Below are 15,870 nucleotides of genomic sequence, written 5' to 3'. Positions count from 1 at the left end.
CCGTTCACGAATTGAGACGCCTTTCATGAGTCATGAGGCTTCTCAATTCTCGTGAGCAATAATGCAGTTCCCTCAGATCCTGAGCATTTCATGCATCAGGATGTCACGTCTTATTCCTTCCAGACATAGGACCACAGACGCGCCATGCCCTTACGATCTTTCCTGTTCTTTCTGTCCTGTTCATTCCTCCTCATGCCGGCGGCGTTCGCGGCTGATACGGAACCGGCTTTCAGTGCTGGTGACATGGCCTGGCTTCTCAGCTCGACAATTTTTGTTTTTTTTATGCTCTTCCCGGGTATCTGCCTTTTTTATGGTGGTATGATTCGCAAGAAAAACGTGCTGAGCATGTGCATGCAGGGTATCACCGCTGGCGCAATCATCAGTCTCATCTGGTTTATCTGCGGCTACAGCCTGATCTTTACCGCAGGCACCCCCTTCATTGGTGGTTTTGGTAAAGCGTTCATGCAGGGTGTGACGCTCACATCCTTCCTGCCCAGCGTTCCCAATCTGCCGGAAGTCGTGTTCGCCATGTTCGAACTGACCTTCATCACCATCACGCCCGTCATCGTGCTTGGCGCTACGGTTGAACGCTTCAAATTCTCCACCTCCATGGTTTTCATGGCTCTCTGGGCTCTCCTGATCTACTGTCCAGTCGGCCACATGGCGTGGGGACCAGACGGTTTCCTCGCATCCACTGGCGCCCTGGATTTTGCCGGTGGCCTTGTCGTACATGTTACAAGCGGTTCCTCGGCCTTGATCGCCGCCATCATGCTGGGACGCCGTAAATCCGATGGCATCAACAGTATGGCGCCAAGCAACATGATCCTTACCGTGCTGGGAGGCTGTCTTCTCTGGGGCGGCTGGTTTGGCTTCAATGGCGGCTCCGCTCTGGGCGCCAATTCAACGGCCGGCATGGCGCTTCTCAACAGCCAGATCGCGGCCTCCGCCGCGCTTGTGGCGTGGGTTCTGGCCGAATGGAAACTGCACGGCAAACCAAGCCTTCTTGGAGCCATTTCGGGAGCCATTGCAGGGCTCGTGATCATCACACCCGGATGTGGCTTTGTCACACCTACGGGCGCCATGATCATGGGCGCAATCGGAGGCGTGGTCTGCCTGTGGGCCGTGAACGGACTAAAGCATCGCTTCGGATATGACGATGCGCTGGATGTCTGGGGCATTCATGGTGTAGGCGGTGGTCTTGGCGCCATCCTGACCGGTATCTTCGCTTCCTCGGCGATTGGTGGAGAAGGCAAGAACGGCCTGCTTTACGGAAACTGGAAACAGGTCATCGTCCAGAGTCAGGATACCCTGCTTGTGGCTGTGTACACCATGGCGGTTACAGGCGCTCTGCTCTTCATTCTCGACAAGACCATGGGGTTGCGTGTTGAACCCGATGTCGAACTTGAAGGTCTTGACCTCGCGGAACATGGGGAAACCCTTCACGTCTGATATGACATGGGGCCACATCCTGTGATGTGGCCCTTTCCGCTTCAGTTTCACAAAATAAATTTCAGATTATCACTGTTTTATCCGATTATTTTTCCAATGCATCTTTCGACCGATACCACTGTTCGACAAATGGAACGGCCATCGGCGCAAATGCCTGAAAGAAATGTGAAGGAAATCGCAATCCGGTAAATTCTGAAAACCCTTCAGGTTTCCCCATGAGTTGCAGAGCGATCTTTCGGCCGAACCAAGTGGAGCGTGACACCCCTGTTCCGCAATACCCCATCGCATAATGAATGCCATCTGGCGTACGGCCAAGATGAGGAAATTCGTCAAATGTATAACCGATGCGCCCTGACCAGGCGTGGGCGACACCTACATCCGCAATCTGTGGAAATACCTTGAGCATATCTCTTGCAAGATGCGCATAAGCCCGGGGCTCCATTTCCCCCGCGTTCCTTCCCACACGACCGCCCCAGATGATGCGCGGTTCATCGGGCGCCTTACGAAAATAAGAAAAAACACGGGCGGAATTACCGTAAACACGTCCGGCCGGAAAAAGCGCCTCCAGCCGCTCTCTGTTCATTGGCGTTGTAGCAATCAGAGAAGATGTCACCGGAACAATCCGCTTGCGACAGAACGTATTGAAATCTTGACGATATCCGTTGGTCGCAATAATGACATTGCGTGCCCGCACTATTCCCCGATCCGTATGAACACTGAACCCATTCGTTTCGGGTTGTACGGCCCTTACAGGTGTCTCACCGATAAGTTGTACGCCTGCCTTTGCCGCTGCCTCCGATAACCCTGCGTGATAGAGACCGGGATGCAATGAAGCATCCTGCGGCAGCACCGAGCCACCAAAGAAATAATCGGTATCGATTTCCCTGTGCTGTTCAGACCTGGGGACCATAAAGGACTCGACCCGCGCATGCCGTCGCAAATCTTCCATATCCCGAGCCATAGCTTCGTAATGCTCGGGCCTTACAGCGCCACGAAACCGTCCGCAGCGTACAAAGAAACACTCAATCTTCAATTCGTGAACAAGCGCATCGATATGATCAAGCATCGCGACGCCCTCACGCAGCATGGCCTCCGCTTTTTGGATACCCATCATTTCAATGAGCGTCGCCACTCTGAATTTCTGGTTGCCTGATCCGACCTGCCCGCCATTGCGTGTGGAAGCCCCAAAGCCCAGGCGTCCTGCCTCGAGAACAGTCACGGAACGACCTTCGCACGCAAGCGTCAACGCTGCCGACAGCCCAGTGAAACCTGATCCGACAATGGCTACATCAGTTTTTTTCGGAAGCTGTTCCAGCCCCGCAGTCTCCGGTGGCATCAATCGCCACCAGTAAGGCTGCATGGCAAGGTCGGTAACATGCCCTTGTGCCAAGTCCGCCAGCGTAGTCACATTTTTCCGCACATTACTGATTCCCGCGACAGCAGCGTTTCTTTTTAAGGAAAATATTTTTCCTTAAAAGAAAATATATGCATCCCTGAGTATCATATCAATAGGGCATGTCGTCAGTTAGTACCGATGATGGCGTAGACAAGATGCACTGCTGGGAGAAAAGCGTTTATCGTGATGCCTTCTCCGTCTCTATCTGCACCGCGTGATGACACTGGATTCTTCAGGTCACATGCGAACTGGGACGATGACACAGGCTGTGCGTCAGAAAGGCCATCATTGATCGTTTCACTAGACGACAAGACAAACCATGTCCGCATTGCGGGTAAAAACCCAACGAACCGCCTAACAAAAACCTGCCAAAGCAGCGTCAGGCGTAAATCCCGATTTGAGGCAACAGCAATTGGTAATTCCATATTACATCTGGAATAAACACATCAGCCCGCATCAAGCGATGTTGCAGACACAATAACTCGGAACTCAGCTATAATTTCCGGATAGCGCGCCTCAAGATAGCTGATGATCTTCGTGTTCTCTATCAACCGCTCAAGATAACGGCCAGCGAGGACAAGCTGGAGAACATCATCGCCGAATGTCGCCTCAATGGCGCGGTAGTCCTTCGTGAGCTTCTCCATCTCGCGTTCCATTCTGGCCATCTGATCCGGCGTTATGCCAGCCGTGATTTTTGGCCGGTCAGGTTTCGCGAGATCAGTTTGCCTTGTCGCCGCCAAGATCGCCTTTGCATAGGCGGCGGTGAGATTGTTCATCGCTACCATCAATTCAGCCGTCTCGGTCTGCTTGTATGGCTTCATCTTACGGAGGATATCGAACACTTGCATGTTAACCGGTCGATCCTTGAGAATCTCCACCGCGCCGGGGGCGATACCGTCAAGCAGGCTGCGCCGACGCATCACCATTTTCTCCTCGATGCCGAGGGCGGTGGCGATCATGGCTGGTGGCACCCCCCGATCGATTGCACGAGAGATCATGTAATGTTCCTGAACTGTCGCCAGACGATTGACCCGCTTGTTGTAAGTGAAGGCTTCATCGTCATCCGAGATGATGCAGGGCGCGCTATCCGCTTGCTGTTCCTGCAACGCATGCAACCGCAGATGCCCATCGAGAAGCATATGCCGTCCTTCCCGATCGGCCTTGGCGACAGCAAGCGGCTCGATGACGCCGACCACGCCGACGGTCGTCGCAATGCGTTCATAACGTTTTGAAACGATAATCCGTTTCGTCATCGGTCTGAGCGGAAGGATCGCGCCGAGAGGCAGTTGATACACTTTTCGTTCGAAAGAAATGCGGATCGGCTTGCTCATGACCGAGCCTCTTCAATGCCAAGACGCGCGGCAATAGGCTGCGGCAGATGCGCGAGCCCTTCGGCCCGAAGCAGTTGGATGAAGTGATCCTCTGCGAGCAGCTTACCCATCGCACCAACGATGAATGTGAGTCGGCCTTGTGTGAGATGCGCCTTCTTCACCAGCATCTTCTGTCGCTCGACCTCCTTTTGATAGGCTCGAACGAGTGCAGCCGCAGTCGTCGGTTGAGCCCTTTTACCGCCTTCACGGATTGACCTCATCCCTTTGATCCCTTTGCCCAGAGCATTCCGATCATCCACGATCCGACGGATGGCCAGAATCTGGTCGCCGGGAAGTTCACCGGCTTCATAAGCCTCGGTCAGCGCCTTCTGGACCTCGGCGTCCGTTGCGCGGGCGATCTCTGCTGCAATCGTATGAGGGATGATCCCGCGCTCAACGGCATCAAGCAATCTCTCCTCGCCCTTTTCCAGAAGAGTGTTGATAGAATAGACATATTCGGTGCTGAAACCGATCTTCTTGGCGATTTCGGCATTGCTGTATCCCCGCTCGCGAAGGGAGCCGACCTCACGGATCAGTTCGAGTGACGTGAGGTTCCGCCGTGCCAGATTCTCTACGAGACTCATCACGAAACATTCGTCACGTGTGGCTTCGATGACCATGGCCGGTATCTCTGTCTGATCGAGCTTCAGCAGGGCTTCCATCCTGCCCTGTCCGCAGATCAGTTCGTAACGCGTCCCGTCCGCTGAGCGCCGGACGGTAATCGGCCGCTTGAGACCTACCCTGCGGATACTCTCCACTAACTCGTCGAAGATCTTCCGGTTTCGGGAGCGCGGATTCAGAACCTCGATCGCAGCAATAGGAATCATAACGATTTCGGACATCAAAGCGGTTCTTCCAACGTATGGCGACGCAGCATGTGAAAAAGAGGGGAGAGATCGTCAGTCCGATAGGAATCCAGATCGATCCCGTTCTCCTCGGCCATTCCAAGCCGTGGTCTGTCGCCGACATCCAGCCACGGTAGAAGGTAATAGTCTTTCACGGTTTTGTTGTCCGGGTTGAGCCGGACCACGATCGTCACATCAGGACGAAGGCTTGCATCCAGACGGACCTTCCAGCGAAGAGATCCTGCGGCGGTCGTCTGGCACCGGACAATGACCAGCCCGAGCGTAACCTCCTGATTGACCAAAAGCAGATCGTTGCGCGGGTCGGCGATGACGCTTCCGCCGATAGCCTCAATGCCCGCTATGGTGCTGGCGACCACCTCAGGATGCATCAACCGAAGCTGACGGTTCGTCTCGATATACCGATAGTCGCGGGCCGGTTGATAGCCGATCAGTTCATAGGCGCGCAGAAGACTGCCGAAGCGGCGCCGATAGGCGGCCGTGGAGGGCATATCCTCGACTTCGTCGATGATCATGCCCGAGAGTGTTCCCCGCAAGGACAGGAGATCGGACAGCATCCGGAGCAATTCATCATTAGAGAAACGGCGCGACCGTTCGGCGAAAATTGTCTGCGCTGCCTCGAATAGCGCGGGATCGACGACCGCTTCGAAGACACCGTCGCCACGAACCCACATATCGGCGTCGTTTACCACGCGCTTCTGCTTGAGCTTGAAGGAAACACGATTGTAGACATTGTTTCCAATATACTTTTCGTTCGTCAAAATCTGACGGACAATTGCATGCGTCCAAGGTTTTTCAAGATCGGTCACTCGTCCTTCACTGTTCAGGATGGTGGCGATCTCCCGCTCCGATCGGCGTTCCAGAACAAACAGCCGATAAATCCGGAGCACCGTCCCGACTTCCTCGTCTGGACCGGGGACGAGGATGACACGGTCGGTCTGAAGGCTTTTATGCTCTCCACGCGCAAGAGCGGCCTTTCGCTCATTGTTCTCATTCACGAGAAAACGGCGCAATCCATAACCGGCTGGGCCGCCCTGACGATAGCCGAGCGTAATCAGGCGGCATTGCCCCGTGAAGACCTTGCTTGACAATTCACGGCTATATTCGCCGGCCATCACGCGCTTGATGCTTTTCATGACGTTCGACGGGAGGCTTCCATCATTGTCGAATTGCTCCGCACAATAATGGACGTTAATTCCGCGCTCGCGGCAGATGAACTCGTAATAGGCGCTCTCATCGGCGTCCTGAAAGCGTCCCCAGCGACTGATGTCGTACACGAGAACAGCCTCGAAATCGGCGTTTCCGCTTTGCACATCCCCGATCAGACGTTGGAGCGCGTCGCGCCCGGCGATATTGAGACCGCTCCGCCCTTCGTCAGCGTAATTCCGTACGATCTGAAAATTTCGGCGCGCGGCATACGCGGCGATGATCTCCGCCTGATTCTCCGTTGAGTATTTCTGATGATCTGTTGACATCCGCACATATTGGGCAGCGCGTACCGTGATTGTCCCTCCAGATGCTTCCACTGTCATCCCCGGCTCTACGCTTCGGACGGAATTCCGTCCGCTCAAATTTTGATCCACGATCCAGTCACGTTCGGCCTGCATCCGTCCTGCCCCGACACTCTCCTTCCTACTTCAAGGAAGAGTGGAATGTCGTTTTCAAACAAAGACCGAAAAATTCACGCGAAGGACGGAAATAATTTTCCTGTCGACCCGTCTGCCGATACCGAAGCTACGTTCGCGGTCATTATTGCGGATGCGCTCAGGCGCGACTTCGGGAGCACACCGGCGCATGTGAAACACATTGCCCGGCTAACGGGCGCCAACATGCGAACGGTCGGGAACTGGTTGAGCGCGAAGAACGGACCCAACGGATCAAGTCTTGTCGTTCTGATGCGGCATTCCGATGAAGTCACGATGGCTGTATTGAAACTATCTGAACGTGAGGATCTTCAGCGTGCCGTATCGGAAAGGAAAATCCTAAAAGAACTGCGGTGCGTTCTGATAGCCGCTCTGAAATATCTTCCGTTGGACTGAAGATTTCGACGATGCTGTAACTGGAGCTGTCAACCGTCCTTCGGTAATTCCGAATGACGCGTTGTCGCTCCTCCTGTTTGCTGGGTCACGCCGCTCCCTTTACAGGGTGCATCGTCTGTGGAGCAGGTCCAGCCTGATCAGTGTTGGCGCATACTCTGCCATAAAAGCGAAATGACCTGCCTGTTCCACCATCTCCTTCTTCCGTCAGATATTTATTGTGACGCCATCAGCAAAAATAACCTTTGTTATACAGTTGGTATGGTCAACCAGACCATCGGATGATGGGGACTGATAATTGGACGTATTGTCGTCATTACACAGGCAAGACATCTGTTCACTCAGTGCTTGCGCCATAAGCTGATGATCAAAGAGGTCACGGTGATGCAGGGACAGGCTCATCAGGACCTTCAAGTGTGCCGGGATGGTCTGCCGCGCGACCACACTTATCGAAGACCGAGACAGTAATAATCCGCCAGATGGCTGACAGGTTGAGTAGCTATCCCGATTGATGTCATACCGCCATTCTGACAGCAGAGTTGTTGGTCTCTGGTCCGGAGTTACCTCCAGACCAGAACGTTTGACGCAGTATGACATTCCTCATCAGATGAGCGCCCACCCAGAACCGTATGAGGACACCACTCCTTTTTAACGGAGCAATCGGGCTTTTTCGAAGCCTGTCTCAGTGGGAAGAGCGAGTGCGTGGCTCAGAGCCTTCTCGACGGTGGCAATGTCCTGATTTTCGTAAATTATATATTTAGACAATTCATGATAAATAATAGAATTATCATGAATTTCTACGATTTTTTTCGCCAGTTCGTCGGCTGTTTTAGCGACAAGACCAGTCAGGTTTGCGGCCAGATCCAGACCTTCAGCTGCGATCGGCGTCATGATGCAAGGAACGCCGCGAGCGTGGCTTTCCAGCACCTTCCCCTTGATGCCGGCACCGAAACGCAGAGGAGCGATGCTGAGACGGGCCGAGGCGAAGAGAGCGTCGAGATCCGGGGCGTGCCCGATGATCTCAACTCCCTCCCCAGCCAGAGCCTTAATGCTTTCAGGCATGGCAGCGCCCGCAAGACGAAAGTGGATCGAAGCGTCGAGCTGACGCACGCGAGGAGCGATCTCTTCGATCAACCAGCGGGCGGCATCCACATTGGGAGCGTGAGCGTAGTTTCCGAGAAAAACAACGCCGTTCCGTTCACTGAACGACCGCACGGCCGGAGCCGCCGCAATGTCCCACGGAACGACATGCACGTTGACCTGAGGGAGGTCACGACGCAGCAGGTCAGCCTCAACGCCTGAATGGACCAGTACAGTGTCGGCGTTGATGGCGGCTGTATATTCCGCCTGTTTCATCAGTCGGGCGCGGGCCGCCAGTTCGGGACGCTGCTGCACTACAGCCTGCCGGGCCATGCGGAGAAAGTGGAGGTCGGCCATGCTGTAGACGACACGGGCATTGCGCTGGAAACGCCGGGTCAGAGCCTGATAGCGGGTCGCCATCTCTTCGCGGTGAAGATAAACGATTGCGAAGGCGTCTTCATGCTTGCGGAGAGCGTCTTCAACCCCGGTGTAGAAAGGTGCTGTAAGGACGGTGATGTCCGGAGCGGCTTCGAGAGCTTCCTGGCGTCCGATGTCGTCCGCGGCGATGAAGAACACGTCGTGGCCAAGGGCGGTCAGAGCCCGCATGTGTGACAGAAGAGCACAGGAACCAGCATCCCGCTGAGCGTCCGGACGCAGTCCGTCGATGACCAGAGCGCGAGGGCGTCGGGCAGTCTCAGCCACCGGCAGACCACGGCGACGGCGGATGCCGGTGAGCGCCGCGGCTGTGTCACCACCAAGACGGTCGGCGCGCTGTCGTGTCAGACGGTCAAGCTGACCCATCAGGAAGGACAGGACATGATCCTGATCTTCGGCTTCAGAGGCGGCCTCGATGACGCGGCTGATGGCGGTTTCTGCTTCCGGATCGAGAGCCGCAATGGCTTCGATGACGACCGGGGCTCCGAGGAGAACGCCGTCATGTTCGCGGCGGACCTCGATCACGTGACGGTTGAAGGGGGACAGACCCTCCGGCAGCAGCACATCGAAGCCGCAGCGCAGGCCGCGCCCTGTTGTGGCGACATCCGGACGGTGACCGTTGGCGACGGTGGTGGCGATCAGCGTGCCGTTATCGACGATTTGCAGGGCGACCGGCTGGTCAGGAGTCTGCGGCTCCCAGGCCCAGCCGCCAATCCGGTCACGTGTGGCGATATCGACATAACCTTCGAGCGTGTCATTGCCTTCCGCCATGCCTGTGGAGGGCAGGATGCGCGTGATGGTGGCTGGAGCGACGGAAGCTGTCTGGTCGAGCACCCACGGGCTGTTGCCGAGGCTGGCGTGGTCTGTCGTGCGACGGACTTCGATGACGTGACGTTCGAAGGGTGAGAGCCCACCGGGAATGGTGAAGGAGAAGCCGACCGTTCCGCCTGCGTCCGGACGGAGCTGGCGGGCCGTCACTTCACCCAGCACCACACCGCGATCGAGCACCTGCAGACGCACGGCGTCGTCCGTGTTTGGGGTGCGCGCCCAGCCGGAGATTTCCGTACGGGTGACTGTGTCGATGTAGCCTTCGAGGGGCTGCTCCTCGCTGACTGGCAGGGTCAGACCGGCGATGACCGCAAGACGGGTGCGGATGGCTTCAAGTTCCAGTCCCTGTTCGCAGCGCGGAGCACAGTAAATGGCCGGGCCGTTTTTTGCGTCCGGATAAAGCGCGGTGTAGGTCGCGGCATTATGGAACATGCCGCGTGAGTTGTCGTCGATGAAGGTTTCGGACTGGACGCCGTTGGCGATGACGACGTCGTGGCTGTCCAGTTCGATGTGGAAATAGGACACCTCGTCCATGCGCTCGGCCTGAAGGATGGACGTGCCATTGACGAGAGTGACGGCCGGGATAAGGAGGCCGTCAAGCAGCATCGCGTGCAGTGGCGAGACCGAGAGGTCCGTGTGCGGCAGATTCTGTCCGAGCGCGCCCTTGCGGAAGATCACGGGCAGAATGTCACGGTTTCCGTGCGCGAACTGGCCGGAATAGGCACGACGACCGATCCAGCGGATGGCGCGGAGACCATTCTCCGCCGTCAGCACGGTGTCGCCGATGGAAAGGTGTTCGACGGGGATTTCGCCACGTTCGGTCAGGATAAGCGTGCCGCGACCATAGCAGGGAGTGCCGTCCTGCACGACCGTAAGCAGGGTGTCGCCCTGACCGTCATCGGACAGAGAGAACTGCGAAAGATCGTAGGTTCCATCGAGGGTGATGTCGATATGGCTGTTAGCGCCGGTGATGCTCAGGTCGTGGCCGCTGGTGAGCGACAGGCTGACATCGGAGCCGAAGACAAGACCGGAAAGGTCGATCATGCCGCCCGAGAGCAGCGTCACGTCATCGGCGGAAGCGCCATTTGCGAGGGAGAGGAGGCCACCGGATGTGATGGTGGCTTCCTGCACATAGCCGCCGGAAGCGATGCTGACGGTACCGGCGATGGTTTCATTGACCGCGCCACCGCGCGAACCGATGGTCTGGGTGCCGCCCTGATCGATGGTGACGCCGGAGGTTGCGCCGCCGACGATCTGGGTGCCGCCGGACTGGATTTCCACATCGGCCGCATAGCCCGCGTCACCCGAACCACCGCCGCCTGTTGCGGTGAGGCCTGCATTGGCGGCGTTGATGGTCACGCTGACGGAACCTGCGGCGATGGTCTGTTCGCTGCCCGAACCGATGATGGTTCCGCTGGCGGTGCCATAGACGGCCTGATTACCACCTTCGAGGACGGTGCTGGTGGCTGATCCGTAGACCGACTGGTTGCCGCCTTCGAGGATGTGGGCGCTCGTGACCTTCCCACCGGCGATGACGTTCTGGAAGGCGTCTTCGCCGATGGTGGCGAAGGCGTCCACGGCGCCGGACGCGATGGTTTCGGTGCCGCCGTCGGTCAGGGTGGTGAGGCTCGCGCCTGCACCAGTTTCAAGGGTGAGCGTGCCGGAGACGGTGGTGCCTGCCGCGATGCCGCCGCTGGCGACGTCCAGCGTATTGCCGGAGCCAATCGTGGCTGAGAGCGTGCCACCACCGGAGAGGATGAGGAGCGAGGAACTGCCGTCATCGAGCGTGAAGCCGCTGACGGGGCTGGCGACAGCGGCGAGCGGCCTGCCAGCGCTGTCGAAAAGGACTTCGCCCGAGGAAATGACGGCGCCACCGGAATCGACGGTGTCGGTCACTGTCGCTCCGGCCATGACGATGAGCGTGCCGCCCTCTTCCACGGTTTCACCAGTGGCCGTGCCGCCGGCGCTGACGAGTTCGATGGCTCCGGAAGAGATGGTATCCGCGCTGGCGATGCCGCCAGACAGGACGGTGACGACGCCACCGGATTTTTCGTGGGCGCTGGTGAGTGTGCCTGAGTCGATGATCTGGCCACCGGCGAGGACAGCGGTCTCGATGGCGGTGCCGCCCTGCGAGATGATCTGCTGACCTGTCAGGCTGACGACTGTGCGGCTGGCGACGCCCTCGACGGTCTGTTCACCAGCGAGGACGAGGGTGAGGTCCGTGGTGCCGCCCGCCTGAACGTCTTCCAGGCCGGTCACGGCGTCGGACACGGCGACAGCGCCGGACGCGATTGTCAGAATACCGTCAGAGGTGACAACGGTGCCGGCGGCCTGTCCGCCGGACTGAAGAGTCGCCGAGGTATGGGCGCTGTCAAGCAGAACGCCGGAGGCGATGCCCGAGACGGCGGAGACGATGGTGGTTCCGGACCAGATCACCATGCCGGAAGTGACGACGGTGCCTCCGGCCTCGATGATGTCGGTGGCGGAACCGCCGTCGAGCACCACGAGGGTTGCGCCGGAGTTGACGGTCTCGCCGGAAGCCAGAGCGCCGGAAGAGACGATTTCGATAGCGCCGGAATTGAGCGTGTCGCCGATGGCGGTGCCACCGATCTGCACGTTGAGAATACCACCGTCTTCGACCGTGGCGCCGGTGATGACACCCAGAATTTCGGCCTGACCGCCGCTTTCGATCTCGGTACCACTGGCGACGCCGTAGACGATCTGGTCGCCACCGGCTGAAACGGTTGTCTCGATTGCGGCACCGCCTGCGGAGACGATCTGGTAACCGTCACTCATGACCTGCGTGCCGGAAGCGCCTCCGCCGCTCTGGATGACTTCGATGGCGCTGTAACCGCTGACGACGGTCCCTGCGGCGACACCGCCAGAGAGAACCTCGACATCGCCTGCGTCCTGTGTCGCGACGGCGATGGCTCCTGACGAGATGGTAAGAACCGTTCCTTGCCCGATCGTGGAATTTTCGATCGCACCGCCGGAAAGAACCTGAGCATTTTCACCGTAATCCTCGATATCGAGGCCGGATGCGAGGGTGGAGATACCGGAGATGACGCGGCCTGCGGAGAGGACGAGCACACCGGCGCTGATGATCTGGCCTCCGCTGGCGAGGGTGATATCCGCGACCGAGGCGCCGTTCTGGAGGATGAGAGTGCCGCCATCCTCTATGGTTTCGTTCGAGACAGTAGCGCCGGAGTCAACGATTTCGAAGGCGCCGGAAGCGATGGTGTCATTTACGCCGCTGCCACCGGAAAGGAATTCGGTGATGCCTCCGGAGGATGTCACAAGACCGGTGACAGAGCCCGCAACCTTTTCCGTGCCGCCTGAGAGCACGGTGCTGGCGGAGCCGATTGCGCCGCTCTCGATGATTTCTGTGCCGCCGCTGCCGATCTGCGTGCCGATGGCGGTGCCTGAAACATCCTGTGTAGCGTAAGCGCCTTTGACAATGGTGCCGCTGGCCGTAGCGCCTGCATCGACACTGACGACGCTACCGTCCTGCGTGCCGACTGCTGTGCCGCCGGACAGAACGTCGAGCGTGCCGCCGGACGTGAGAACAGCGGCGTCAAGTTCACCACCAGCCATGACGACGGCGCTTTCCGCGACGCTGTCGAGAATGATGCCGGAGACGATTCCCGCTGTGGCCGAGACGACAGCGCCGCTGGAAGTGAGAAACACGCCAGCCGACACGACGCTGCCACCATCATCAACCGTACCGCTGACATTGGCGCCGGGGAGAACCAGCAGGGTCCCGCCTGAGGAAAGAATTTCACCGATGGCGGTCGCGCCGGAGGAGATGACCTCGATACCGCCGCTTTCAATCACGTCATATTCGGCTGTCGCACCGGCAGAGACGATGTTCAGACCACCGCTTTCCACGATGCCGCTGATGGTTGTTCCGTTGATTTTCTGAACACCGCCGGAGCCGACCGTGATGGCGGAAGTTGTGGCGTTTTTGGCGACGTTGAGGGTCCCGCCATCGGTGAGCGTGGCGCTTTCGATCAGGGCGCCTCCACTCATATTGGCGTAGGCCGAGCCGGAGAAGGTGCCGCCGTTCAGGATGCCGCCGGAGGAGACGATGACGTAGCCGCCGCTATCGAGTTCGTAGTTCGAACCGACGCCCGAGATGCGTCCCGAGCCGCCGTGGATTGCGACGTCAGTGGCAGTCGCACCGGCGCTGACGCCGAGATAGCCATTGTCTTCAAGCACGATGTGGGAGAGTACGCCCCCGGAGTGTTCCCATATGTTGCCGCCGTCCTCGACGGTCAGATCTTCACCGGTGCCGCCTGTCCAGATACGAAGGACGCCGGAGCTGCCGATGGTGACGCCGATGGCGTCGCCGCCAGAAGAGATGTGGCTGGAGCCGGTCATTTCCGAGCCGCCCGAAAGCTGGCCGCCGGACAGGACGGTGAGGGTTCCGCCCTGAATGTTCGTGGCCTTGCCGCCGGACAGGATCGTGGCGCTGGCATTGTCGTCGAGATTGATGTTCTGCGCGTTGCCGCCGTCATAGACGGTCAGTTCGCCTCCGCTGCCGACCGCGATGCGGGAGAGAACGTTTTCGGCGGCGTCAACGATCCCACCGTTGGAAGTCACAACCACGGTTGCGGAGATGATCCGCGCGCCGGAGGCAAGAGCCATGTCCGAAACGGAAGCGCCGGACATGACGACAAGGGTAGCGCCAGCCTCAAGGGTTTCGTTGCTGGCCGAACCTCCAGACCAGATGATTTCGACAGCGCCAGAAGTGAACGTGTCATTCTCGGCCACTCCACCGGCGCTGACGTTGAGGGAAGCGCCGGACTGGATGGTCAGGCCGCTGACCTGACCAGTGACGATTTCGATTCCCCCGGTCTGCACCGTTGCGCTGACGGACTGGCCGCCCGAGCCGACATTCTCAATCGCGCCAGACTGTACGGTAGTGCCCGATGCGGTGCCGCTGACATCCAGTTCGGCACCGGAGGTGAGGACGGCGCTGGTGATGTCCGCGCCGCTTTCGACGATGACGCTGCCTGCGTCCTTAACACCAGAGAGAGTCATGCCGGAGAAGACGTCGAGGGTTGTGCCACTGGCGACAGTGAGGCTGCTCAAATCGCTGTCGAGCGCGATCGCGCTGACGAACTGACCGCCGGATTCAAGGATGGCCCCTGCCGAGACGATGGTGCCGCCAGCATTGGTGAGGTCCGTGCCCTGAGCGCCAGCCACGATGACGAGTTCGCCACCGGACGAGACGGTTTCTCCCGAAACACTGGCACCTGCGCTGACGATTTCCAGACCACCATCAGTGATGATGTCACCGCTGCCCGTCGCGCCACTGGTGAGGATGTCGAGCCCCCCGGAGGCGATGGTGGCGCTGACCGTCGTGCCAGCGACCTGCTGCTGGCCGCCTGCACTGACGGTAACATTGCTGGTGGTGGCGCCTGCGGAAACATAAAGGACCGCACTGTTGAGGACGGTGGCGTCATTGATGGTGGCGCCGTTACTCATCATGGCGTAGGCGCCGTTGTCGAATGTGGCGTCGGTGAGCAGCCCGCCGGAGGAAATCCAGAGGTAGGCGCTGTTGGTGAGCGTATAATCCTCGCCGGTGCCGGAGATGCGTCCGGATCCGCCGTTGATCGTGACGTCCGAAGCGGTGCCCCCGGCGCTGATGCCGACGTAACCGCCACTTTCTATGACATCGACGCCGCTGACATAGCCGCCCGAAGAGACCCAGAGATAGGCACCGCTTTTCACCGTTGTATCGAGGGCTTCGCCGCCGGAAGAGACGCGCACGATGCCTGAGACGCCCTGAATTGTGGTGTCTGACGCGATCGCGCCCTTGTAGACGTAGATGGTGGTGCCGGAGGTTGTCGAAGCGGAGACGGAGAGACCGCCAGAGCTGATTATGAGGGCGCCGAGACTGTCGCTGCTGACGCCGCCGTTATAGACGTAAAGCTTGCCGCCATCGGTGAGCTGGGCGTCCTCGATGACGCCACCGGACAGGACGCTTCCGACTGCACCTGATGCAATCACGATATTTTCCGCGCTACCGCTGGCGGAGATGACAAGTTTCCCTCCCCCCGCAACCGTACCGCCGAGGATGGAACCACCGGACTGGAGCGTCAGCGTGTCTCCAGACTGGATGGAGACGGAACTTTCCGTTGAAGAAAGCGTCGAGGAAGTCATGAACAGTCTACTCCGCGCACCCGGCCGCATGGTGTTCGACAGGATTGGCCGCATGGCAAGAACTGGCTGTCCGTGTGCGACGGAAACCACTTCGACCCAGAACGGACAATCCGGCTTTCAATCCATCGACAAACATCGTTTTTGATCGGCTGTGTTTTTGACGCGATGTTTAACGATTCAGACACATCACGCCACACAGAAACTTTTTGTTAACTACTTTCGACAGCGCCCCATCAGCAAGTGAC

8 protein-coding genes are annotated in these 15,870 nt (G+C 58.5%); 2 read left to right on the top strand and 6 right to left on the bottom strand.

The window, feature by feature from the left end:
* Positions 1 to 110 precede the first annotated feature (110 nt).
* The gene (locus LKE90_RS12710) at positions 111 to 245 is read right to left on the bottom strand and encodes a hypothetical protein (RefSeq protein ID WP_291494654.1); all 135 of its coding nucleotides are present in this window, start codon (positions 243 to 245) and stop codon (positions 111 to 113) included.
* Here LKE90_RS12710 and LKE90_RS12705 point away from each other — a divergent pair.
* Positions 193 to 1,449 (top strand): ammonium transporter, encoded by a 1,257-nt coding sequence (locus LKE90_RS12705; protein ID WP_291494653.1) that lies wholly within the window; start codon positions 193 to 195, stop codon positions 1,447 to 1,449. The genes LKE90_RS12710 and LKE90_RS12705 overlap by 53 nt on opposite strands.
* 85 nt (positions 1,450 to 1,534) lie before the next feature.
* Here the strand turns inward: LKE90_RS12705 and LKE90_RS12700 are convergent, their stop codons facing one another.
* The 4 genes from LKE90_RS12700 to LKE90_RS12685 form a co-directional block, all read right to left on the bottom strand.
* Positions 1,535 to 2,857: an NAD(P)/FAD-dependent oxidoreductase gene (locus LKE90_RS12700; RefSeq protein WP_291494641.1), complete on the bottom strand. Its 1,323-nt coding sequence runs from the start codon at positions 2,855 to 2,857 to the stop codon at positions 1,535 to 1,537.
* A 434-nt stretch (positions 2,858 to 3,291) separates the two neighbouring features.
* Positions 3,292 to 4,176 carry a plasmid partitioning protein RepB C-terminal domain-containing protein gene (locus tag LKE90_RS12695; protein ID WP_291494640.1) on the bottom strand — a complete coding sequence of 295 codons (885 nt, stop codon included), beginning with the start codon at positions 4,174 to 4,176 and terminating at the stop codon, positions 3,292 to 3,294.
* The gene (locus LKE90_RS12690) at positions 4,173 to 5,057 is read right to left on the bottom strand and encodes a plasmid partitioning protein RepB C-terminal domain-containing protein (protein ID WP_291494639.1); all 885 of its coding nucleotides are present in this window, start codon (positions 5,055 to 5,057) and stop codon (positions 4,173 to 4,175) included. The genes LKE90_RS12695 and LKE90_RS12690 overlap by 4 nt, the downstream gene beginning before the upstream one ends.
* The gene (locus tag LKE90_RS12685) at positions 5,057 to 6,610 is read right to left on the bottom strand and encodes a recombinase family protein (protein WP_291494638.1); all 1,554 of its coding nucleotides are present in this window, start codon (positions 6,608 to 6,610) and stop codon (positions 5,057 to 5,059) included. The genes LKE90_RS12690 and LKE90_RS12685 overlap by 1 nt, the downstream gene beginning before the upstream one ends.
* A gap of 120 nt (positions 6,611 to 6,730) precedes the next feature.
* Between LKE90_RS12685 and LKE90_RS12680 the strand changes: the two genes are divergently transcribed.
* Positions 6,731 to 7,117 (top strand): hypothetical protein, encoded by a 387-nt coding sequence (locus LKE90_RS12680; protein ID WP_291494637.1) that lies wholly within the window; start codon positions 6,731 to 6,733, stop codon positions 7,115 to 7,117.
* A gap of 645 nt (positions 7,118 to 7,762) precedes the next feature.
* On the opposite strand, the gene LKE90_RS12675 is transcribed toward LKE90_RS12680, so the two are convergent.
* Complete coding sequence (locus LKE90_RS12675; protein ID WP_291494636.1) at positions 7,763 to 15,625, bottom strand: Hint domain-containing protein; 7,863 nt, start codon at positions 15,623 to 15,625, stop codon at positions 7,763 to 7,765.
* Positions 15,626 to 15,870: the final 245 nt, after the last annotated feature.

Origin of the sequence: Acetobacter sp. (assembly GCF_022483985.1) — a bacterium.
Lineage (GTDB): Bacteria > Pseudomonadota > Alphaproteobacteria > Acetobacterales > Acetobacteraceae > Acetobacter.
Note: the sequence above shows the minus strand (reverse complement) of the source record. Positions and strands in the feature narration are given on the sequence as shown.